Source organism: Methylomonas sp. DH-1 (assembly GCF_046097555.1).
Classification (GTDB): domain Bacteria; phylum Pseudomonadota; class Gammaproteobacteria; order Methylococcales; family Methylomonadaceae; genus Methylomonas; species Methylomonas koyamae.
The window spans coordinates 3,726,189-3,747,161 of the sequence record NZ_CP143089.1; the positions used below are offsets into that span (position 1 = coordinate 3,726,189).

General features: G+C 56.8%; 20 protein-coding genes and 1 tRNA gene. 14 read left to right on the forward strand and 7 right to left on the reverse strand.

Translation table 11 applies throughout. The annotated features are described in order from the left end of the window. Positions 1-2 precede the first annotated feature (2 nt). Positions 3-1,295, reverse strand: a complete 1,293-nt coding sequence (gene tig, locus VXJ35_RS16990) for a trigger factor (RefSeq protein WP_064022474.1) — start codon at positions 1,293-1,295, stop codon at positions 3-5. A gap of 107 nt (positions 1,296-1,402) precedes the next feature. Continuing rightward, a tRNA-Leu gene (locus VXJ35_RS16995) sits at positions 1,403-1,486 on the reverse strand. 69 nt (positions 1,487-1,555) lie between these two features. Here VXJ35_RS16995 and VXJ35_RS17000 point away from each other — a divergent pair. After that, complete coding sequence (locus tag VXJ35_RS17000) at positions 1,556-2,041, forward strand: DUF192 domain-containing protein (RefSeq protein ID WP_082880970.1); 486 nt, start codon at positions 1,556-1,558, stop codon at positions 2,039-2,041. On the opposite strand, the gene topA is transcribed toward VXJ35_RS17000, so the two are convergent. From topA to VXJ35_RS17020, 4 genes are all read right to left on the reverse strand, one after another. After that, positions 2,038-4,353, reverse strand: coding sequence for a type I DNA topoisomerase (topA, locus tag VXJ35_RS17005; protein ID WP_064022475.1), 2,316 nt, complete (start codon positions 4,351-4,353; stop codon positions 2,038-2,040). The two genes, VXJ35_RS17000 and topA, sit on opposite strands and share 4 nt — an antisense overlap. Before the next feature lie 16 nt (positions 4,354-4,369). Beyond that, positions 4,370-4,837 (reverse strand): DUF494 family protein, encoded by a 468-nt coding sequence (locus VXJ35_RS17010; RefSeq protein WP_064022476.1) that lies wholly within the window; start codon positions 4,835-4,837, stop codon positions 4,370-4,372. Positions 4,838-4,845: 8 nt separating this feature from the next. Further along, positions 4,846-5,892, reverse strand: coding sequence for a DNA-processing protein DprA (dprA, locus tag VXJ35_RS17015; RefSeq protein WP_064023567.1), 1,047 nt, complete (start codon positions 5,890-5,892; stop codon positions 4,846-4,848). A gap of 117 nt (positions 5,893-6,009) precedes the next feature. Beyond that, positions 6,010-7,041 carry a LysM peptidoglycan-binding domain-containing protein gene (locus tag VXJ35_RS17020; RefSeq protein WP_054759833.1) on the reverse strand — a complete coding sequence of 344 codons (1,032 nt, stop codon included), beginning with the start codon at positions 7,039-7,041 and terminating at the stop codon, positions 6,010-6,012. Positions 7,042-7,281: 240 nt separating this feature from the next. Between VXJ35_RS17020 and def the strand changes: the two genes are divergently transcribed. From def to rpsI, 8 genes are all read left to right on the forward strand, one after another. Beyond that, complete coding sequence (def, locus tag VXJ35_RS17025; RefSeq protein WP_064022477.1) at positions 7,282-7,788, forward strand: peptide deformylase; 507 nt, start codon at positions 7,282-7,284, stop codon at positions 7,786-7,788. An 8-nt stretch (positions 7,789-7,796) separates the two neighbouring features. Beyond that, a complete protein-coding gene (gene fmt / locus VXJ35_RS17030; RefSeq protein WP_064022478.1) occupies positions 7,797-8,723 on the forward strand; it encodes a methionyl-tRNA formyltransferase in 927 nt (308 codons plus the stop codon). After that, the gene (rsmB, locus tag VXJ35_RS17035) at positions 8,720-10,015 is read left to right on the forward strand and encodes a 16S rRNA (cytosine(967)-C(5))-methyltransferase RsmB (protein WP_064022479.1); all 1,296 of its coding nucleotides are present in this window, start codon (positions 8,720-8,722) and stop codon (positions 10,013-10,015) included. The genes fmt and rsmB overlap by 4 nt, the downstream gene beginning before the upstream one ends. After that, a complete protein-coding gene (locus VXJ35_RS17040; protein WP_064022480.1) occupies positions 9,990-10,556 on the forward strand; it encodes a DUF4390 domain-containing protein in 567 nt (188 codons plus the stop codon). The genes rsmB and VXJ35_RS17040 overlap by 26 nt, the downstream gene beginning before the upstream one ends. Beyond that, entirely contained in the window at positions 10,538-12,697 is a 2,160-nt protein-coding gene (locus VXJ35_RS17045) for an ATP-binding protein (RefSeq protein ID WP_064022481.1), read from the forward strand. Before VXJ35_RS17040 ends, VXJ35_RS17045 begins: the two co-directional genes overlap by 19 nt. Continuing rightward, entirely contained in the window at positions 12,690-14,051 is a 1,362-nt protein-coding gene (locus VXJ35_RS17050) for a sigma-54 dependent transcriptional regulator (protein WP_064022482.1), read from the forward strand. Before VXJ35_RS17045 ends, VXJ35_RS17050 begins: the two co-directional genes overlap by 8 nt. A gap of 77 nt (positions 14,052-14,128) precedes the next feature. Beyond that, the gene (rplM, locus tag VXJ35_RS17055) at positions 14,129-14,557 is read left to right on the forward strand and encodes a 50S ribosomal protein L13 (protein ID WP_054759837.1); all 429 of its coding nucleotides are present in this window, start codon (positions 14,129-14,131) and stop codon (positions 14,555-14,557) included. Positions 14,558-14,572: 15 nt separating this feature from the next. Beyond that, positions 14,573-14,962 carry a 30S ribosomal protein S9 gene (gene rpsI / locus VXJ35_RS17060; protein WP_064022483.1) on the forward strand — a complete coding sequence of 130 codons (390 nt, stop codon included), beginning with the start codon at positions 14,573-14,575 and terminating at the stop codon, positions 14,960-14,962. 64 nt (positions 14,963-15,026) lie between these two features. On the opposite strand, the gene VXJ35_RS17065 is transcribed toward rpsI, so the two are convergent. Further along, positions 15,027-15,725, reverse strand: a complete 699-nt coding sequence (locus VXJ35_RS17065) for a 4'-phosphopantetheinyl transferase superfamily protein (protein WP_064022484.1) — start codon at positions 15,723-15,725, stop codon at positions 15,027-15,029. A gap of 153 nt (positions 15,726-15,878) precedes the next feature. On the opposite strand from VXJ35_RS17065, the gene VXJ35_RS17070 reads away from it, so the two are divergent. From VXJ35_RS17070 to pssA, 5 genes are all read left to right on the forward strand, one after another. Beyond that, on the forward strand, positions 15,879-17,615 hold the full coding sequence (locus VXJ35_RS17070) for an acetolactate synthase 3 large subunit (RefSeq protein ID WP_064022485.1): 1,737 nt from the start codon (positions 15,879-15,881) through the stop codon (positions 17,613-17,615). Continuing rightward, positions 17,615-18,106: an acetolactate synthase small subunit gene (ilvN, locus tag VXJ35_RS17075; RefSeq protein ID WP_054759842.1), complete on the forward strand. Its 492-nt coding sequence runs from the start codon at positions 17,615-17,617 to the stop codon at positions 18,104-18,106. Before VXJ35_RS17070 ends, ilvN begins: the two co-directional genes overlap by 1 nt. A gap of 99 nt (positions 18,107-18,205) precedes the next feature. After that, positions 18,206-19,222 carry a ketol-acid reductoisomerase gene (gene ilvC, locus VXJ35_RS17080; protein ID WP_064022486.1) on the forward strand — a complete coding sequence of 339 codons (1,017 nt, stop codon included), beginning with the start codon at positions 18,206-18,208 and terminating at the stop codon, positions 19,220-19,222. A 67-nt stretch (positions 19,223-19,289) separates the two neighbouring features. Beyond that, positions 19,290-20,063, forward strand: a complete 774-nt coding sequence (locus VXJ35_RS17085) for an outer membrane protein OmpK (RefSeq protein ID WP_064022487.1) — start codon at positions 19,290-19,292, stop codon at positions 20,061-20,063. A gap of 166 nt (positions 20,064-20,229) precedes the next feature. Continuing rightward, the gene (gene pssA / locus VXJ35_RS17090) at positions 20,230-20,970 is read left to right on the forward strand and encodes a CDP-diacylglycerol--serine O-phosphatidyltransferase (protein WP_064022488.1); all 741 of its coding nucleotides are present in this window, start codon (positions 20,230-20,232) and stop codon (positions 20,968-20,970) included. Positions 20,971-20,973: the final 3 nt, after the last annotated feature.

Genomic DNA, 20,973 nt, shown 5'->3' on the forward strand with positions numbered 1-20,973 from the left:
CACTATCGTTCCATTACCTGATCAAAACCGACGGTCACGTCGGCGACTTTAGCCTGGCCTACGATCCATGCCACAGCCTGGTCCTCGAGAACCATTTGTTGCACGTCGTTCAACCGAGACTTGTCCGCATAATACCAGTTCACGACATCTTCGGGGCGTTCGTAGCTCTTCGCCATATCCTCGATGACCGAACGCACTTTATCGGCATCGACTTTCAATTCGTTTTTATGGATCACTTCGCCCAAGATCAAGCCCAATGCCACGCGGCGCTTGGCTTGCTCTTCGAACATATCGCGCGGCAGATTCAGGTCCTCCAGTTTCAAGCGCATGTTCTTGGCCCGTTCCGCGTAAGGCTTCATCAACGCTTGAATTTCCTGGTCGACCAGCGCATTCGGAATCGAGACCGGAACATGCTCGACCAACGCATCCATTACCGCAGTTTTCAACTTGGTCTTCAGGCCTTGCGCCAGTTCGCGCTCCATGTTGGCGCGAACATCGGCGCGGAACGTTGCCGCGTCGCCGTCTTCTACCCCGTAAGCCTTGATGAAGTCGGCATCGACTTCGGGCAGCACCGGCTCTTCGACCTTAACTAATTCGACTTCGAACTCAGCCGGTTTGCCGGCCAGTTTTTCGCTGTTGTATTTTTCCGGAAAAGTCACGCTAAAGGTTTTGCTTTCACCCGCGCTGAGGCCTGTCAGTTCGTCTTCGAAACGGGGAATCATTTGCTTGCCGCCGATTTCGACCTGATAATTTTCGACCTTGCCATCGGTGAAGTTTTCGCCTTCGCAAACGCCGGAGAAGTGGATCAGGACTTTGTCGCCTTCTTGAGCGGCGCGCTCGACGCCGTTCCAGGTTTTCTTCTGCTGCCGCAACTTCTCGATCATGTTATCGACATCGCTTTCTTCGACGGTTGCATTCGGCCGCTCGATTTGCAGGCCGCTGACACCATCCAACGCTATTTCCGGATAGACTTCGAATTCGGCAACGTATTCGAAACCTTCGGTTTTTTCGCTGGGATGAATGTGGGGATGACCAGCCGGGTTCAGTTCCTGCTGTTGCAAAGCTTCGAAATAAGTCGATTGAATCAAGTCGCCGGTCACTTCGTTTCTGACTCGGTCGCCGTAAAGCTTTTTCACCATGCTGGCCGGCACTTTACCGGGACGAAAACCGTCCACTTTGACGGTGCGCGCCAGGGTTTTAAAGCGAGTTTCCATTTTTTCCTGAACTACGGCGTCAGGAATACTGACGGTCATTTTCCGGCTTAATTCTGATGTCTTCTCGACAGAAACTTGCATTGCTTTACCTCAATAACTAAAAAATAGGAATTTATGATTCGGGGGAACGGTAGACGATGTTCAAATCCGGGGAGCTTACAGTCGTATGGCGACGCATGAAGCGGGTATGGTGCGAGCGGAGAGACTCGAACTCTCACGGGGTTACCACTGGAACCTAAATCCAGCGCGTCTACCAATTTCGCCACGCTCGCAAAACAAAAGAACGCGGCATTATAATCAGCCGCCCCTGCAAAAACAACACCGGTTTAACCGCTTCCAGCATGAACAATCGACTGCGCGGCGCAATCGCCGCTTTGATACTAACCGTTGTGCCAACGGCAAACCCGGCATTGGCCGAAGAGCAAAACCCGTTTGCCCACAAACTGGTTTTTGAAAATCAACAACATCCGGTCTACGTGGCTATTGCCAATACCGCCGAACAACGGGAATTGGGGTTGATGTTCCGCCGCGAACTGGGGCCGGACCAAGGCATGCTGTTCGTTTATGCGGACCAACGCCCGCGCAGCATGTGGATGAAGAATACGTTGATCGCCCTGGACGTACTGTTTGTTACCGCAGATGCCAGAATCGCCGCCGTATTGAAAAACCTGCCGCCCTGCAGAAAAGACCCTTGCCGAATCTACGATTCACAGATCCCGGCGCAGTACATGCTGGAATTACCGGCCGGGTTTAGCGACCGGCACGGAATCGCCGTCAGCCAGAAACTTGGCTTACCCGCCGGCGTGGCAACTGCCGACGCGGATTAAGGCCCGTTAGCATCCTCGGCATCGCCTTCGTAAGGGGTTGCATATTTGCATTCCTTCTGCGGACAGACTTTTTCGGTGCCGCGGCGCTTGGTGGTTTTCAAGGTTAAAATCGGCCAGTGGCAATCGGGGCATTCTTCCTTGATCGGCGCATCCCATAACGCATAATCGCATTTGGGGTACTCCGAACAGGAATAGAAAATCTTGCCGCTACGCGCCTTCCGCTTCAAAATCGCACCTTTCTTGCATTGCGGGCATTCGACACCGGTGTCCTGCGGTTTTTCCAGCGGCTCGATGTGCTTGCATTTCGGATAAGCGCTACAGCCGACGAACTTGCCGTAACGTCCGGTCTTGATCACCAAAGCCGATTCACACTTCGGGCAAACCCGGCCTTCAACCACTTCCGGTTCGCCGGCCGCCACGGCATTGTCTTCGCCCAGATTACGGGTGTACGAGCAGGTCGGATAATTGGTACAACCGATGAAGCGGCCGTTCCGGCCCAACCGAATCGACAAGGCGCTGCCGCATTCCGGGCATTTCTCGTCGATACTCTCCTGCGTGACGTCCTTGCGTTGCACGCTCTCTTCTTTCTCGTTGATTAACTGGGTAAACGGCCGCCAGAAGTCGTTCATCAACGGAATCCAATCCTTTTCGCCGCGCGACACGGCATCCAACTCGTCTTCCAGATTGGCGGTGAAACTGTAGTCGACGTATTTGGTGAAATGCTCGGTCAGAAACTTATTGACGATCCGACCGACGTCGGTCGGATAGAAACGCTTGTTTTCTATCGTTACGTATTCGCGGTTTTGCAGCGTGGAAATGATGGCGGCATAGGTCGAAGGCCGACCTATACCGTATTCCTCCAACGCCTTGACCAGACTGGCCTCGCTGTAGCGCGGCGGCGGCTCGGTGAAGTGCTGGGTGGCGACGATCTCTTGTAATTTGACCGGCCGCCCTTGTTCCATCGGCGGCAGGATACTCTCCTGATCGTCGGCGGCCTCCTTGCTGTCGTCGACCCCCTCCAAATAAACCATCATGAAACCGGGATTGGTCACCGTGGAACCGGTAGCGCGGAACACATTTCGGTCGCTGCCGCAGTTCAAATCGACGGCAACCTGGTTCAACGTGGCATGAATCATCTGGCAGGCCACGGTACGCTTCCAGATCAGATCGTAGAGCTTGAACTGTTCGACCGTCAGCCGGCCTTTGACCTGATCCGGCAAGCGCTGCACCGAAGTCGGCCTTATCGCCTCGTGCGCCTCTTGCGCGTTTTTGGATTTGGTTTTGAACTGGCGCGGCTCTTTCGGCACATTTTCGGCGCCGTATTTTTCGGCGATCAGCCCGCGAATATCGGCAATAGCCTCCTCGGCCAGATTCACCGAGTCGGTACGCATGTAAGAAATCAAGCCCACGGTTTCGCCGCCAAGATCGATGCCCTCGTACAATTGCTGAGCGACCATCATCGTACGCTTGGTGGTAAAACCCAGCTTCCGCGCGGCTTCCTGTTGCAATGTCGAAGTGATAAACGGCGGCGCCGGATGTCTGCTGCGCTGCTTCTTTTCCAGTTTGGCGACAATCAATTCGCCATCGGCCGCATCCAACAACGCTTGCCGCACCTGATGCGCTTGCGCCTCGTCGGTAAAACTGAACTGGTTGAGTTTCTCGCCGTTGAAATGGGTCAATTTGGCTTTGAACGCTTGCCCTTGGGCGTTGGCCTCGGCGGTATGCGACCAGTATTCCCGGGTCTTGAACGCCTCGATCTCCATCTCGCGTTCGACGATCATCCGCAGCGCGGGGCTTTGCACCCGACCGGCGGACAAACCGCGGCGGATCTTTTTCCACAGCAACGGCGACAGATTGAAGCCCACCAAATAATCCAAGGCCCGCCGCGCCTGCTGGGCGTTGACCAAGCTGTTGGACAACTCGGTCGGGTGGGCGATGGCTTCGGTTACGGCCTTTTTGGTGATTTCGTGAAACACCACCCGCCGTACTTCCTTGTCTTTCAGCAATTTTTTTTCTTTTAAATGCTCGAAGACGTGCCAGGAAATCGCCTCGCCTTCCCGATCCGGGTCGGTCGCCAGGTACAACGTATCGACGTTTTTGATCGCCTTGCCGATTTCCTGCAAATGGCGCTGATTGCGGTCGATCACTTGATATTTCATGGCGAAGCCGTTGTCGGGATCGACCGCGCCTTCCTTGGGTATCAAATCGCGCACATGGCCGTAGGAGGCAAGCACCTGGAAATCTTTACCCAGGTATTTTTCGATGGTTTTGCATTTTGCAGGCGACTCTACAATGACTAAACTTTTGCTCATACAGTCGGTAAAAGCCTCAGTGTAAAGAATTCGGTATCAGATCGTAGACGATGTCTTCCATTCTGGAAAAAGCGGCACTGTCGCCGGGTTGGCTCAACAACACCATCAACACAATCCACTTCAGCTTGTCGATGGTGATATTTTCGTCTTTCAAGGCCATCGCCCGGTCGATGGCGATCTCGCGGTTACCCGGCGTCAGGATGCCGGCGTGTTCCAAGTACATCAAAAAGTCGCGGCATTCCAAATCGAAAACGGCGATTTCCTGCTGACTGAAAATTCGGAAAGACGACGAAACTGCCGGAGCGATGCTGTCCATCTCCGCCAGCGATTCCAGCCAATCGAAGGCTTTATTGACATCCGGCTGCTGAAAACCGGCATCCAACAATTCGCTGGCAATGATTGAAGTATCGGGGTAGTTATCGCTGTCGCCATCCAGATAGTTTTCAAACAGATATATCAGCACATCAAAAATATCTTCTTTCATTAGAACCTTTATTTGATTCGAAGGTAGCTACCGCCGGCAATACCGGCCACGTAGCCCTGCAGCTCCAACACCAGCAACATCGAAGAAACCTCTTCGACCGACCAGATACCTGCCTGAACCAGCGCATCTACCGTTGTTGGGCTATACGGAATCAAATTCAATAGATTTTGTTGTTCCAGGTCAAGCACAGTCTGCGCCGTTTCCGGTTCGGTTCGCATACTTTGTTGATTATATTGGCCTAATTCTTCAAAAATATCCTCGGCGGTTTCCACCAGTTTCGCGCCTTGCCGGATCAGCGCGTTACAACCGCGCGCCAGCGGATTATGAATCGAACCCGGAATCGCAAACACCTCCCGGTTTTGCTCCAGCGCCAGACGCGCCGTGATCAGCGACCCGCTCTGCTGCGCCGCTTCGACCACCAGCAAGCCGAGACATAGGCCGCTGATAATCCGGTTCCTGAGTGGGAAATGGCTGGCCTTGGCCCCGGTTCCGGGCGAAAACTCGGACACCAGCGCGCCGTGCTCGACGATTTGCATCGCCAAGTCTTTGTGCCGGGCCGGATAAACCCGGTCCAGACCGGTGCCGGCTACGGCGACTGTACGGCCGTTGGCGTTCAAAGCGCCCTGGTGGCTGGCAGCGTCGATACCCAACGCCAAACCGCTGGTAATGACCAAGCCGGCGGCAGCCAGCGCTTCGGCAAATTGCAGTGCGGTGCTGACGCCGACCGGCGACGGATTACGGCTGCCGACGATCGCCAACTGCGGTTCGGCCAATACGGCCGGATCGCCTTTGACGAACAACACCGGCGGCGGCCGGTCGATTTCTTTTAATTGCGGGGGATAATCCGGGTCCAGCAGCGTGAAGGCATGGTTACCGGTTTGAACGAGCCAAGCCAAATCGGTTTCGACGGCTTGCCAGTCGGGCGCTTGCAGCACCGAGATTAATTTGTCGCTGAATCCGAGCGCACCGAGGCTGGCGCGGGACGCGGAAAAAATAGCTTCGGGTTCGAAATGTTCCAATAAGCGCTGGATCGTCCGGCCGCCGACTCCCGGCATGCGCTGCAACGCCAACCAGTATTTCAGCTCGGAATCGGGCGCCAGGTCCAATGCAGTCAACCGATCGAGCCGTTCAACCCTGAGCCGCCAAGCCCGGACACGGCCACGCCTCAGCGGTCAAGGCGTCTGCACCCTATCCAAAGTGTGCATCGCCGCCGACGCTTTCATCACCAATGCGTAGCTGACCCGCTCGAAGGTGCGGAACACCATCAATTCGCCGGCGATTTCGTCCGGCATTTTCACCGCTACCCCTTCCGGAGATTGGTAGCGGTCCAGCACGAAATTGCCGCGCCGGTAAACATCGAACACATGGCCGACTTCGATGCCGTCGGCAGTGCCTTTATCGATCACGACCACGTCGTGCTGGCCGATTTGGGACACGCCGCCCATGACGCGAATGATGCTGCCGATGATTTGTTCTTTCGGCGGCCGCGGAAAATAGTTCAGCGCCAATTCGCCCTCGGAGGTCAACATCAAGCGGTCGCCGCGCTGTACCTCCAGATCGGATTTATTGATCACCAGCGTCGCCGGATCGCCAGGCTGTTGCAAGGTGGTATCGGCGATGAACTGGGCCTCGTAACCCAAAATTTCTTTGGTCACCGGACTGACGTAAGGCTTGCCCTGCCTATAGATGGTATAACCCAAGCCTTCCGGTTCCTCGATCGCCCGGACGTAAATTCCGTCTCCGGCACCGGCGATCAGATGCTCGCCGACGAACCCGATCACATAAGGCGCCCGTTGCAATTCCTCCGCCGTCACCACTTTCGGCGAATTCAGAAACTGGATGATCGCATCGCTGGGCACCATGCGCACGGCTTGTTCGATCGACGACTCGCGCACCCGCGGCAACACCTTTTCTTCTACGGCATCGCCCGGCGTCAAACTAAGCCTGGGTTTGCCGTCGACGTAAGAAAAATACAAGGTGTCGCCCGGATAAATCCAGTGCGGATCTTTCACTTGCGGATTGTTATGCCAGAGTTCGGGCCATTGCCACGGATGTTGCAGAAATTTGCCGGAGATATCCCACAGCGTATCGCCCTTCACCACCGTGTACTGGTCGGGATGATTGGGGTTGATCTGCAATTCGTCGGCCCGCGCGGCGGCAACCCATAGCGAAAACGCGATACCCAGAGCGGTGCGAAGCAACATAAATTTGTCCTGCCGAAGCCAGTAATGAATCTACCCGGCAGCAACAACCGGCACCGGGCGTGATATGGTCCGGCCGGCGCATTTGCCGCCGGCCGCCAATGGAATTTGCCGCACAGTTTAGATGAATTGGCGCAGATTGCCAGCGCTGCGCCGCAGCCGCTCCGCCCGGCCACAGCATGCAAACCCGAGCCGATTTCGGATAGAATCCCTGCCATCGATTTCAGCAATGCGGAGTAAAGCGTGAGTATTCTTACGATTTTGGAGTTCCCCGATAAGCGTTTGCGCACTGTCGCCAGCGAGGTGGAACAAGTCGACGCCGGCATCAAAAAGCTCGTCGACGACATGATCGAAACCATGTATTCGGCCAAGGGTGTGGGCTTGGCCGCCACCCAGGTCAATGTTCACAAGCGAGTGATCGTGATGGACGTCTCCGAAAACAAGGACAATCCCATCTGCCTGATCAATCCGCAGATCGTCGCGCGCGACGGCGTCGAAGAATCCGAAGAGGGCTGCCTGTCTGTGCCGGGTTTTTTCGAAAAAGTCAGCCGTGCCGAGCACATTAAAGTCAAAGCGCTCGACCGCAACGGCGACAGTTTCGAACTCGAAGCCCGCGACCTGTTGGCGGTGTGTATTCAGCATGAGATGGACCATCTGGAGGGCAAGCTGTTCGTCGATTATCTGTCGCCGTTCAAACGCAACCGGATTAAAGCCAAACTGGACAAAATCCACCGCGCGCAGGGCGCATAAGGACAATCATGAAAATCGTTTTCGCCGGCACCCCGGAATTCGCGGTTCCGACCTTGCAAACTCTGATCGATTCGCCGCACGAAGTGGTCGCAGCCTATACCCAGCCGGACCGGCCGGCCGGCCGCGGCCGCAAACTGACGGCCAGCCCGGTCAAAGACTTGGCCCTGACAGCGGGCATTCCGGTCGCCCAACCGGAAAACTTCAAAGCGGAGGAAGCCGTCCAAGCCTTGGCCGATTTGCAACCGGAGCTGATGGTCGTCGTTGCCTACGGCCTGATCCTGCCGCAAGCCGTACTGGATATTCCCAAATTCGGCTGTATCAACGTGCACGGCTCGTTGTTGCCGCGTTGGCGCGGTGCGGCGCCGATCCATCGCGCAGTGATGGCCGGCGACAGCAAAACCGGGGTCACCATCATGAAAGTCGTCAAAAAACTCGACGCCGGCGACATGCTTTATAAAGTCGATTGCCCGATTGGCGCCGACACCACCTCCAGCCAGCTGCACGACCGCCTGGCCGAACTCGGCGCCGAGGCGTTGTTGAAAGTCGTGAATATGATCGAAACCGGCACGCTACAGGCCGAAACCCAGGACGAGAGCCTGGTCACTTACGCGCATAAACTGGAAAAACAGGAAGCGGTGCTCGACTGGCGGCAATCGGCGGTCGAATTGGACCGGAAAATCCGCGGCCTCAACGCCTGGCCGGTGGCGCAAACGACATGCAACGGCCAAGTATTGCGCGTCTGGCGTAGCGAAGTGTTGAACCGGCCTGCCGCCGCTGCACCCGGCACGATAGACAGTTCCGCGCAGACGTTGGACGTCGCCACCGGCGCGGGCATGCTCAGGCTGCTGGAGGTGCAACTGCCGGGCGGCAAACGCATCAACGGCAAGGATTTTCTCAACGCGCATCCGGCCGCCGGCGTCGTACTCGGCTCATGAACCTACGCGGCTGCGCAGCGCAAATTCTGGCTAAGGTCATCGGCGACGGCCAATCGCTGACCGCCGCCCTGGATCACGGCCTACCCAAGCTGAAGGACACCAAGGACAGAGCCTTCGTCCAAGCCCTGTGTTACGGGGTGGTCCGCCACTACTACGCGCTGGATTTCGCGTTAAGCAAACTGCTGGGCAAGCCCTTGAAAGCCAAAGACGGCGACATCAAAGCCCTGTTGCTGGTCGGTCTTTACCAACTGCAACACATGCGGGTTAAAGCGCATGCCGCCGTATCGGAAACCGTTGCCGCCACCAGCCACAAGCCCTGGGCTAGGGGTTTGGTCAACGGCGTGCTGCGCCAGTATTTGCGCGAGGCGGAAAACCTGCTGCAAGCCGCAGAGCAAGACCCGCAGGCCCGGCTCAACCATCCGCAGTGGATAGTCGAAACGCTACGCCGCGACTGGCCGGAACGTTATGAAAAAATCCTGCACGCCAACGACCAGGCCGCACCGATGTTTTTGCGAGTTAACCAACGCCAAACCGGGCGCGACGCTTACCTGGACCAACTGGCTGCCCAGGGCATAGCCGGCCAGCCGCTCGATTGCTGTAGTACGGCGATCCGGCTGGACCAGGCCGTAGCAGTCGAGCAATTGCCCGGCTTCGGGGAGGGCCGGGTCTCGGTGCAGGACAGCGCCGCGCAACTGGCTGCGGAACTCCTCGACGCCCAAGCCGGCGACTGGGTATTGGACTTGTGCGCGGCACCGGGCGGCAAAACCGCGGCAATTCTGGAACGACAACCGGCACTGGCCGGGCTGGTGGCGATCGATGTCGACGCCCAGCGCCTGCAACGGGTCGACGCCAATCTGGCGCGTCTGCATTTGCAGGCCGAAACCCTGGTTGCCGACGCCGGCCAACCGGCCGACTGGGCCGGGCAACGCCGTTTTCAACGGATTCTATTAGACGCCCCCTGCTCCGGTTTCGGCGTGATCCGCCGCCACCCGGACATCAAATTGCTGCGCCGGCCGGAAGACATCGCCGCATTGCAGGCGACACAAGCCCGGATTCTGCAAGCCGCATGGCAACTGCTGATTCCCGGCGGCATCCTGCTCTACGCCACCTGTTCGGTGGTGAAAGCGGAAAACGAGCAGCAAATCGCCGCGTTTCTGGCGGCCCATAAGGACGCCGAAGAACTGCCGATAGACGCGCATTGGGGCTTGCCCCGCCCGCACGGCCGGCAAATCTTGACCGGAGAACGGCAAATGGACGGCTTTTATTATGCCAAGCTGCGCAAAGCGGTTTAGTCCCAGCCTGTTTGCGCTATGCCTGGCGCTCGCTTCGGCGCCGGCCGAGGCCGGCAACTACGCCGCCCGGATCGAGTACGCCGAACTGCAAACCGAAGGCGATACCGCGACCATCGCCAGCCAGATCGAATATCGGCTGAGTCCGGTCGCCAAAGAGGCGCTGGACAAAGGCGTGCCGTTGACCTGGGACGTGGTGATGGAATTGCGCGAGCCCGGCTGGCTATGGGACAGCGTCGCCTACCGCAGCAAGCAACGCTACCGGCTGCAATTTCATGCGTTATTGAACCAATATGCGGTGCAAACCCCGCAAAACCACAGCGAGATGTTTTTGACGCTGAGCGCCGCGCTGCATTTCATGGCCAGCGTGCGCGACCAGCAACCGATCCCGGCCGCAGCGCTGCAAACCGGCCGCTATTACCAACTGGCGGTGCGCAGCCAATTTAACCGCGAGGCGCTGCCGATTCCGCTACGCCCGGTGGCTTATCTGGATCACCGCTGGTTTCTTTCCAGCCATTGGAGCTTATGGCCTATTCAAAAATGAAGCTGCCGGCCAGCGCGTCCATCGTCATTCTGTTCGGTTTCGTGCTGCTTTCGCTGCAACTGATGAGCAGCGCCACCCAAGAGTCTTCGGAACTCGGCGAGCTGTATTCCTGGCTGCTGGTGATCAATACCCTGGGCTCGATCATTCTGCTGGGCCTGGTCGTCGTCAACGCCTACTCGCTGGTGCGGGAGCTGAAGAAAAAGGAAGCCGGCTCCAGACTGACCACGCGCATGGTCTCGCTGTTCGTATTGCTGGCACTGGCGCCGGCGGCGATCGTGTTCTATTTTTCCGTCCAATTCCTGCATCAGGGCATCGACAGTTGGTTCAACGTCGAAATCGACCGGGCCATGGACGACGCGCTGGAACTGAGCCAATCGGCGCTAAACCAGCGCATGAATTGGCACATCAAGCAAACCAAGCAAATGGCCGAGCAACTGCAGCGCAAATCGGAGACATTGATTGCGCTGGAAGTCGGTTCGCTATGGCGGGAATCGGGTGCGCTGGAATTGGCGGTATTTACCAGCCAGGGCCGGATTCTGGCCTCGAGCAGCATCAATCCCAGCGATATCTTGCCGCATTTGCCCGACGAGCAAATTTGGCTGCAGTTGAAGCAAAACAAAGAATATTTCGCCTTCGATCCCGGCGACAACGACGAAATGCTGGTGCGCATCATCGTCGCCATCGAAGCCGACCAGAGCCGGTTTTTGCAGGTACTGTATCCGATTCCGGTGCGGGTCACCGATTTGGCCGATTCCATCGAATTCGCCTTCATCCGCTACCAGGAGATGAACTTCCTGCGCGACTCGCTGAAAACCAGTTTCTCGCTGATCCTGCTGTTGGTATTGCTATTGAGCTTGCTCGCGGCAATCTGGGTCGCCTTTATCAGCATTCGCAACATCGTCGCTCCGGTCCGGGAATTGGTCAAAGGCACCCAGGCGGTCGCCGACGGCGACTACCAACAACAACTCCCGGTCATGAGCCAGGACGACCTGGGTTTTTTGGTCGAATCCTTCAACCAGATGACCCGGCGCATCGCCCGTTCCCGCGACGAAACCCGCGCCGCCGGCCTGGAGGTGGAAAACCAGCGCGCCTACCTGGAAACCATACTCGCCAATCTGACCGCCGGCGTGATCAGCTTCGATGCGGCTTATTTCATCCGCACCGCGAACCAAGCCGCCTACCGGATTTTGCATATTCCGGTCAGCCATTTCGTCGGCCAGAATCTGCCGGCCCTGGCCCGGCTGCACCCTGAATTAGCCGACGTGTTGACGGCGATTCAAAGCCTGCTGGAAAAAGCCGACGACATCTGGGAGCAGCGCATCGTGTTTCTCGGCCCGAACGGCCGCCAGGAATTGCTGTGCCGCGGTACGCCGCTGTTCTCGCAACACGGCGCCCGCACCGGCGCCGTGGTGGTATTCGACGACGTCACCGACTTGATCCAGGCCCAGAAAAACGCAGCCTGGGGCGAAGTGGCGCGACGCTTGGCGCACGAAATCAAAAACCCGCTGACGCCGATCCAACTTTCCGCCGAACGCTTGCAACATAAACTTTCCAAAGAGCTGCAGGACGGTTCGGCCGAATTTCTACAGCGCGGCACCCGCACCATCGTCCAGCAGGTGGAAGCGATGAAACGCATGGTTGACGATTTCTCCGAGTACGCCCGCCCGTCGAAAAAACAGGTCGAAAAAATCAATCTGGTGGACTTGATCCAACAGGTCACCACGCTGTACCTGCCGTCCGGCATTACCTTCGCGATGGCCGCCGCCAGCCAGCATGTCATTGTCGAAGTCGATCCGGTCAGCATTCGCCAGGTGTTGCATAACCTGATCAAGAATGCTCAGGAGGCCACCGCGGAAAAATGCCACATCAGTATCAGAATCGGCAAAGTGACCCGCAACAACACCGATTACGTGGAAGTGGGCCTGTACGACAACGGCAGCGGCCTGAACTCGGAACAGATCGAGACCATTTTCGAACCGTACGTGACCAGCAAAGCCAAGGGCACCGGCCTGGGTCTGGCCATCGTCAAAAAAATCGTCGAAGAACACGGCGGCGTGATTTGGGTCGATACGTCATATAATGGCGGGGCGGGTTTTTTGCTCCAGCTACCGGTTTTTGAATTTGGAACGATCGATGAATAAACAAACGCCTTACATTTTGGTGGTCGACGACGAACAGGACATTCGCCAACTGGTGTCGGAGATTTTGGAGGACGAAGGCTATCAAGTCGCGATGGCAGAGAACGCAGCGGAAGCCAAGAAGCTGAAAAGCCAGCGCCAGCCCAATCTGATTTTGCTGGATATCTGGATGCCAGACAGCGACGGCATCACGCTGTTACGCGAATGGGTCGGCGAAGACAGCGCGCTGTGTCCGGTGGTGATGATGTCCGGCCACGGCTCGGTGGAGTCGGCGGTAGAAGCCACCCGCCTCGGCGCTTACGATTTTCTGGAAAAACCGTTGTCGATGGCGAAATTGCTGTTGATCGTCGAGCGCGCTCTGGAAACCAGTTCGTTGCAACGGGAAAACGCCGGCCTGAAACAGCAATTGATGATAGGCGTCGAACCGGTCGGCAAAAGCGCCGTGGTCGAGCGCACCAAAGATAAATTGAAACGCCTGGCACAACACGATGCCCGCCTCCTTTTGGTGGGCGAAGCCGGCGTCGGTAAGGAAATGTACGCCCGCTACCTACACAACAACAGCTCCCGCCGCGACGGTGCATTTGTCGACGTCTCGGTTGGCAGCATCTCCCCGGAAAACGCTGCGGTCGAGTTTTTCGGCCGCGAAGACAACGGCCGCGTTTACCGCGGTCTGCTGGAGCAAGCCGACCGCGGTACGCTATTCCTGGGCGAAATCGGCGGCATGGACCCGGAAACCCAAACCCGTTTGCTCAGCGCGTTGGAATCGAGTTCGTTCCTGCGTGTCGGCGGCAGCCAAGCCGTGCGGGTCGACGTGCGCGTGGTCGCCTCCACCCGGATGGCACTGGAGGAAGAAGTCAACAGCGGCCGCTTCCGCCAGGACTTGTATTATCTGCTGAATGTGGTGACGCTGGAAATTCCACCGCTACGCGAACACAGCGAAGACGTGCCGAGTTTGCTGAATTTTTATGTCGACCATTTCGTCGTGCACGAAAAACTGCCGTTCCGCCGCTTTTCGATGGCGGCGCAGAATTATCTGCGCAATTACAGTTGGCCCGGCAACGTCCGCGAGTTGCGCAATCTGGTACAGCGCCTGATGATTCTGGGCGCCGGTGACGACATCGAACTGGACGAAGTCAAGGCGGCTCTGGGCTCGATCGCCGAGCAACCCAAGCTGGGGTTAAACGTGCCCGAGTTTTTCAACCTGCCGCTGAAAGAAGCCCGCGACCATTTCGAAAAATCCTATCTGGAATACCATTTCGAAAAAAACGGCGGCAGCGTCGCCAAGTTAGCCGCTGCGATCGGCATGGAACGCACCCACCTGTACCGGAAACTGCATTCGCTAAAAATCAAGCTGTAATTGCAACTTGAAGTTAGCGGCCGCTTTAAGTAGAATGCCATGCTTTTACAGCTTCAACCGATTTTAAGAAAGCAACGATGAAAACATTTAGTGCAAAGCCCGCAGAAGTTAAGCGCGATTGGTACGTGATTGATGCAGAAGGAAAGACATTGGGTCGCCTTGCTACTGAAATTGCACGACGTCTTCGCGGCAAACATAAACCCGAATACACTCCACACGTTGATACCGGCGACTACATCATCGTCGTCAATGCCGAAAAAATCGGCGTTACCGGCAACAAAGAAAAAGACAAAATGTACTACCGCCACACCGGTTATGTCGGCAACATGAAGTCCGCCTCTTTGGGAAAATTGAGACAAACCTTCCCCGACCGCATCATCACCACCGCCGTGCAAGGCATGCTGCCTAAAAATCCACTGGGCCGGGCGATGTTCAAAAAATTGAAAGTGTACGCCGGTCCGGAACACAATCACCAGTCTCAACAACCTAAAGTTTTAGAATTCTAAGCAGGTAGATAGTTTATGGCAGCTCAATACTACGGAACCGGTCGCCGCAAAAGCTCTGTGGCGCGTGTTTACGCCACCGTCGGCTCCGGCAAATTCACTATTAACAGCCGTCCGGTTAGCGAATACTTCGGCCGCAAAACCGACGAAATGATCGCCAGACAACCACTGGAACTGCTCGGCAAAACCGGCGATTTCGACATCAACATCATCGTTTCCGGCGGCGGCCCGTCCGGCCAGGCTGGCGCGATTCGCCACGGCCTGACTCGCGCACTGATGGAATACGACGAATCATTGCGCTCTCCATTGAGAAAAGCCGGCTACGTCACTCGCGACGCCCGCGAAGTCGAACGTAAAAAAATCGGCTTGCACGGAGCCAGAAAACGTCCGCAATACTCGAAACGTTAAGCGACCGCCGACGAAAAAAAGCCGCTTACCAGCGGCTTTTTTATGCCTGCCGCATTTTGTGACCTCACCCGCCCGGTTCGAGTTTGCGGCAACTGAATGCGTAGGGTTTGTTCGGCACCACCAATGCGGCGGCGGCATTGGCATCGCCAAGCTGCAATTCAACCGCCGACCAATCGCCGGCGACACCGAATTCGGCTGGGATCGCAGCGACCTGCCCACCCGGCTCGACAGCAAATTCGCATAATTCCAAACCCGCCGCGATACCGCGGCCGACCGCCTTGACGAAGGCCTCCTTCTTTACCCAGAGACGGTAAAAACCCGGCAATTGCTGATCAGCCGGCAATGCCGCCCAATCCCGATACTCCCGTCCGGAAAAACAGCGGCCGGCAAGCGCATGCAGATTGCGCCCAGCCCGAACTGTTTCCACATCAACCCCCACAGGGCCGAAATCGGCCACCGCAATCAGCAAATGCGCTCCGGAATGGGAAATATTGAAATACAGCTCCGCCGCCTGAAGCGCGGGCTTACCGAACTCGCCCAGTTCGAACACCAATTCCTGCGGCTCGACACCCAAATAGCCGGCCAATGTGCGCCGCAACAAGCCACGCACCGCAACGAAGCGATGGCGCTGTTCAAGGCGCTTATAGGCCTGAACCAGACCACGCTCCCGATCCGGCAACAATGCGTCCAAAGCGCGTAAAGCTCCCAAATCCAGCCGCTCCAGGTCGGCATACCAAACATCAACAAAATTCGCCCGCAACACATCCCTCACTTTTCGAAGCCGGTCGCCGCGTAACGCGAAACCGAGTAAAACCCTTGGTTTTCCTTGACGAAACCGGCCAAAGACAGTAGCTTATCCAACCTTTTTTGTAAAATCCGCATTTCACGGTTTGGTTAGCTTTTCGAGGGCATAAAATTGGAACTCAGTGGCGGACAAATTCTTGTCCAATGTCTTAAAGATGAAGGTGTCGAATTTGTATTTGGCTATCCGGGTGGCTCTGTTTTGCACATCTACGATGCCATTTTCCATCAAGACGACGTAAAACATATTCTGGTGCGGCACGAACAAGGTGCCACCCATTCGGCCGACGCCTATGCGCGCGCCACCGGCAAACCCGGCGTGGTGCTGGTGACTTCGGGCCCCGGCGCTACCAACGCCGTGACCGGTATCGCCACTGCCTATATGGACTCGATCCCGATGGTGATCATTTCCGGCCAGGTACCTTCGCCGGTGATCGGCAGCGACGCGTTTCAGGAGGTTGACACGGTCGGCATCACCCGCCCCTGCGTCAAACACAATTTCTTGGTTAAGGACGTTAACGATCTGGCCGAAACGATCAAAAAAGCCTTCTACGTGGCGACCACCGGCCGCCCCGGACCGGTATTGGTCGACGTACCGAAAGACATCACCGATCCCAACATCAAGGTACCCTACAAGTACCCGAAAAAAGTCAGCATGCGCTCCTATAACCCGGTTGTGACCGGCCACAAGGGCCAGATCAAACGTGCGGTGGAAATGCTGTTGAACGCGCAACGGCCAATGATTTATTCCGGCGGCGGTGTGATTTTGGGCGAAGCGCACGAAGAGCTGACCGAACTGACCCAATTGCTGGGTTACCCGATCACCAACACCTTGATGGGCTTGGGCGGTTACCCTGCCACCGACAACCTGTTCGTCGGCATGCTGGGCATGCATGGCACTTACGAAGCCAATATGGGCATGCACGAAAGCGACGTGATCCTGGCAGTTGGCGCGCGTTTCGACGACCGGGTGACCGGCAAATTGGCCGAGTTCTGCCCGTACGCCAAGATCATTCACATCGACGTGGATCCGGCCTCGATTTCCAAAACCGTTAAGGTTGACGTGCCTATCGTTGGCGAAGTCAAACCGGTATTGCAACAGATGCTGGAATTGGTCAAGGAGAGCAAAATCAAGCCGTCCAAAGCCGCACTGGAATCCTGGTGGCAATTGATTCAAAGCTGGCGCGATGTGAATTGCCTGGAGTACGACCGCGAAAGCCGGATTATCAAGCCCCAATACGTCGTCGAACAACTGTATGAAGTGACCAACGGCGAAGCGTTCGTGACGTCCGACGTCGGCCAGCACCAGATGTACGCGGCGCAATACTACAAGTTCGACAAACCGCGGCGCTGGATCAACTCCGGCGGCCTGGGCACGATGGGCTTCGGTTTGCCGGCGGCGATCGGCGTCAAACTGGCGTTTCCGGATGCCGACGTCGCTTGCATCACCGGCGAGGCCAGCATCCAGATGTGTATACAGGAACTGTCCACCGCGTTGCAGTACAACACGCCGGTTAAGATCGTCAACCTGAACAACCGCTACATGGGCATGGTCCGGCAATGGCAGGAATTCTCCTACCAAAGCCGCTACTCGCACTCGTATATGGACACGATTCCGGATTTCGTCAAACTGGCCGAAGCTTACGGCCACGTCGGCATCCGCGTCGAGAAGCCGGAAGAAGTGCGCGACGCCTTGAAACAAGCATTCGAATTGAAGGATAGAACCGTGTTCCTCGATTTTATTACCGACAGAACCGAAAACGTATACCCGATGATTGAAGCCGGCAAAGCCCACCACGACATGAAACTGCGCGTCGCGCCCGGTACTCCGGTCGAGAGGGAGTTGTCCTGATGCGCCACATCATATCTATTTTGATCGAAAACGAATCCGGCGCCCTGTCGCGCGTTGCCGGCCTGTTCTCGGCGCGCGGTTACAACATCGAGTCGCTGACCGTGGCACCCACCGAAGACCCCAGCCTGTCGCGGATGACTTTGGTCACCAGCGGCAGCGACGAGATCATCGAGCAGATCACCAAGCAACTGAACAAACTGATCGATGTGGTGAAACTGATCGATCTGGCCGAGTCGGCGCATATCGAACGCGAATTGATGCTGGTCAAAATCAGAACCACTCACGACACCCGCGAGGAAGTCAAACGCATGGTCGACATCTTCCGGGGCAAAATCATTGACGTGACGCCGAACAGCTACGTCGTCGAAATGACCGGCCAATCCAACAAGCTGGATGCCTTCATTCACGGCTTCGAGGAAGGCAGCATCATCGAAGTGGCGCGCTCCGGTCCGACCGGCATTTCCCGCGGCGAGAAAGGCTTACATCTGTAAAAATCGTCGGGGTACAAACGTGGCTTGTGCCCCGCAAGATAGCTAGTTCCCTGCTAGCAAAATAATTTTTAATTCACACCAAGAGTAACGAGAAACACTATGCAAGTTTATTACGACAAAGACGCCGATCTCTCGATCATCCGCAGCAAAAAAGTTGCCATCATCGGCTACGGTTCGCAAGGCCACGCCCATGCCAACAACCTGAAAGACTCCGGCGTTGACGTCGTGGTCGGCTTGCGCGCCAACTCAGCGTCCGTCGCTAAAGCCACCAACAGCGGCCTGACCGTAAAAGACGTACCGGAAGCGGTTGCCGGTGCCGACGTGGTCATGATTCTGACCCCGGACGAATTCCAATCCAAACTGTACAAGGAAGAAATCGAGCCGAATATCAAACAAGGCGCAGCACTGGCCTTCGCCCACGGTTTCTCGATCCTGTACAACCAAGTCGTGCCGCGCGCCGACCTGGACGTGATCATGATTGCCCCGAAAGCGCCGGGCCACACCGTGCGCTCCGAATTTACCAAAGGCGGCGGCATCCCTGACTTGATCGCGATCCACCAAAACGCTTCCGGCCAAGCCAAAGAACTGTGCTTGTCCTACGCGTCCGCGATCGGCGGCGGCCGTTCCGGCATCATCGAAACCACCTTCCGCGACGAAACCGAAACCGATTTGTTCGGCGAACAAGCGGTACTGTGCGGCGGCGCGGTGGAACTGGTCAAAGCCGGTTTCGAAACCCTGACCGAAGCCGGCTACCCGCCGGAAATGGCGTATTTCGAGTGCTTGCACGAACTGAAACTGATCGTGGACTTGATGTACGAAGGCGGCATCGCCAACATGAACTACTCGATCTCGAATAACGCCGAGTACGGCGAATACGTCACCGGTCCGCGCGTGATCAACGAAGAAAGCCGTTGGGCGATGAAGCAAGCCCTGGAAGACATCCAACAAGGCAAATACGCCAAGCAATTCATTTTGGAAGGCCAAACCGGCTATCCGGAAATGACCGCCCGCCGCCGCCTGAACGCCGAGCACCCGATCGAAACCGTCGGCGCCAAACTGCGCGCGATGATGCCTTGGATCAAAGCCAACCAAATCGTCGATAAAAGCAAAAACTAAGCTTATCGGCTAGCATTAAAGCCCATCTTCACGATGGGCTTTTTTTTGCCCGCAGGATTTCCACGATATGCCCGTTTCGCCGAGCCCGTTGCGGCTGGCTTTGCTGCTTACTGCCCTGCCCGCGAGCGCCAGCGCCGACTCCCTGCTGTGGAGCAACAGCGAAATCCAATACCTGCACGGCGCCGGCTACAACGAGCCTTTCAATCCCAACCCTGTGGCGCAATCCATCGTCACCGTCACCCACAGCCACGGCTGGGCCTACGGCCGCAATTTCTTTTTTATGGATACGCTATTCACCGAGTCCGGCCAGCCGCCGCAAACCAACTTGTACGGCGAAGCCTATAGCACTTTCAGCCTGAGCAAAATTAGCGGGCTGGATTTGTCGTACGGTATTTTTAAGGACTTCGGCCTGACCGCCGGCATCAACCTGGGCGAGAACATGGACAGCAAGCAAAGCGGCTTTCGCGCCTGGTTGTATGGCATCAGCGTCGACTTCGATTTGCCCGGCTTCAATTATTTCAACGTCGATTTCCTGCGCCAGCGCGTCACCGAACCCGCCGACATCGGCACCTCCTGGCAAATTACGCCGGTCTGGCAATTGCCGTTCGAAATTGCCGGCAGCAAATGGAGTTTCGAAGGCTTCGCCGACTTCATCGGCCGCAACCAAACCGCTGCCCGCCAGGCTTTGGCTCAACCCCAGCTCAGGTTGGATATCGGCGATTTTTGGGGCGATGCCGGCCATCTGTTTATCGGCCTGGAATACCAATATTGGCATAACAAATACGGGATTAAGGGTTTACACGACAATGTGCCGCAGGCTCTACTGGTTTGGAAATTCTAAGCGATTCAACGCTTCAGCCTGATCAAAGCCCGGTTGACCCGAATGCCGGGCCATTTATCTCTAGCCCGCGAGACCGCGATCAATCCCGCCCTGTCACGCAATCGCAATAGCACGCCCCGGACCGAGCATGTAAAATGCCGCCAACTTGTTACCGCTTGCGAACGCCATGCTGAAAAATCCTCAACCGAAACGCCACCGCGGCATCTACCTGCTACCCAATCTTTTCACCACGGGTGCGATGTTTGCCGGTTTTTACGCGATCACGTCGGCCATCAACGGCCGCTTCGAAACTGCGGCAATTTCGATGTTCATCGCGATGGTGCTCGACGGCCTCGACGGCCGCGTCGCCCGCTTGACCAATACCCAGAGCGAGTTCGGCGTGCAATACGACAGCCTATCGGACATGGTCTCGTTCGGCGCGGCGCCGGCCATCGTCATGTATCTGTGGACCTTGTCCAGCATGGGTCAAGCCGGCTTGTTCGCCGCTTTCGTGCACATGGCCGGCGGCGCATTGCGGCTGGCGCGCTTCAACACCCAAGTCGAGGTGGCCGATAAACGCTACTTCCAAGGCCTGCCCAGCCCGGCGGCGGCGGCGATCCTGGCCGGCGGCCTGTGGTTTTGCGTCGAGAACGGTTACGACGTGGAAACCTTCAAGTATCTGGTATTGCTGACCACCATTACCACCGGCCTGCTGATGGTCAGCAATTTCCGCTATTCCAGCTTCAAGGAAATCGATCTGAAAAACAAAGTGCCGTTCATCGTCGCCATTATTGCGATGCTGTTCATCAGCTTCGTGATGGCCCAGCCGCAACGCATGCTGTTCCTGCTGTCGGTCGGTTACGCCGCTTCCGGCCCGATCATCACGCTGGTCATGCGCAAACGCCGGCTGCAAAGCCGTAAAAACTGAACG

Excerpts from the sequence above, each read along its gene's own strand:
- VXJ35_RS17000 (WP_082880970.1), top strand. The coding sequence starts at position 1,556 with ATGAACAATCGACTGCGCGGCGCAATCGCCGCTTTGATACTAACCGTT.
- VXJ35_RS17040 (WP_064022480.1), top strand. The coding sequence starts at position 9,990 with ATGCCAAGCTGCGCAAAGCGGTTTAGTCCCAGCCTGTTTGCGCTATGC.
- VXJ35_RS17045 (WP_064022481.1), top strand. The coding sequence starts at position 10,538 with ATGGCCTATTCAAAAATGAAGCTGCCGGCCAGCGCGTCCATCGTCATT.
- VXJ35_RS17010 (WP_064022476.1), bottom strand. The coding sequence starts at position 4,837 with ATGAAAGAAGATATTTTTGATGTGCTGATATATCTGTTTGAAAACTAT.
- VXJ35_RS17050 (WP_064022482.1), top strand. The coding sequence starts at position 12,690 with ATGAATAAACAAACGCCTTACATTTTGGTGGTCGACGACGAACAGGAC.
- ilvN (WP_054759842.1), top strand. The coding sequence starts at position 17,615 with ATGCGCCACATCATATCTATTTTGATCGAAAACGAATCCGGCGCCCTG.
- VXJ35_RS17020 (WP_054759833.1), bottom strand. The coding sequence starts at position 7,041 with ATGTTGCTTCGCACCGCTCTGGGTATCGCGTTTTCGCTATGGGTTGCC.
- dprA (WP_064023567.1), bottom strand. The coding sequence starts at position 5,892 with ATGCCGGGAGTCGGCGGCCGGACGATCCAGCGCTTATTGGAACATTTC.
- rsmB (WP_064022479.1), top strand. The coding sequence starts at position 8,720 with ATGAACCTACGCGGCTGCGCAGCGCAAATTCTGGCTAAGGTCATCGGC.
- topA (WP_064022475.1), bottom strand. The coding sequence starts at position 4,353 with ATGAGCAAAAGTTTAGTCATTGTAGAGTCGCCTGCAAAATGCAAAACC.
- rpsI (WP_064022483.1), top strand. The coding sequence starts at position 14,573 with ATGGCAGCTCAATACTACGGAACCGGTCGCCGCAAAAGCTCTGTGGCG.
- fmt (WP_064022478.1), top strand. The coding sequence starts at position 7,797 with ATGAAAATCGTTTTCGCCGGCACCCCGGAATTCGCGGTTCCGACCTTG.
- tig (WP_064022474.1), bottom strand. The coding sequence starts at position 1,295 with ATGCAAGTTTCTGTCGAGAAGACATCAGAATTAAGCCGGAAAATGACC.
- pssA (WP_064022488.1), top strand. The coding sequence starts at position 20,230 with ATGCTGAAAAATCCTCAACCGAAACGCCACCGCGGCATCTACCTGCTA.
- rplM (WP_054759837.1), top strand. The coding sequence starts at position 14,129 with ATGAAAACATTTAGTGCAAAGCCCGCAGAAGTTAAGCGCGATTGGTAC.
- VXJ35_RS17085 (WP_064022487.1), top strand. The coding sequence starts at position 19,290 with ATGCCCGTTTCGCCGAGCCCGTTGCGGCTGGCTTTGCTGCTTACTGCC.
- ilvC (WP_064022486.1), top strand. The coding sequence starts at position 18,206 with ATGCAAGTTTATTACGACAAAGACGCCGATCTCTCGATCATCCGCAGC.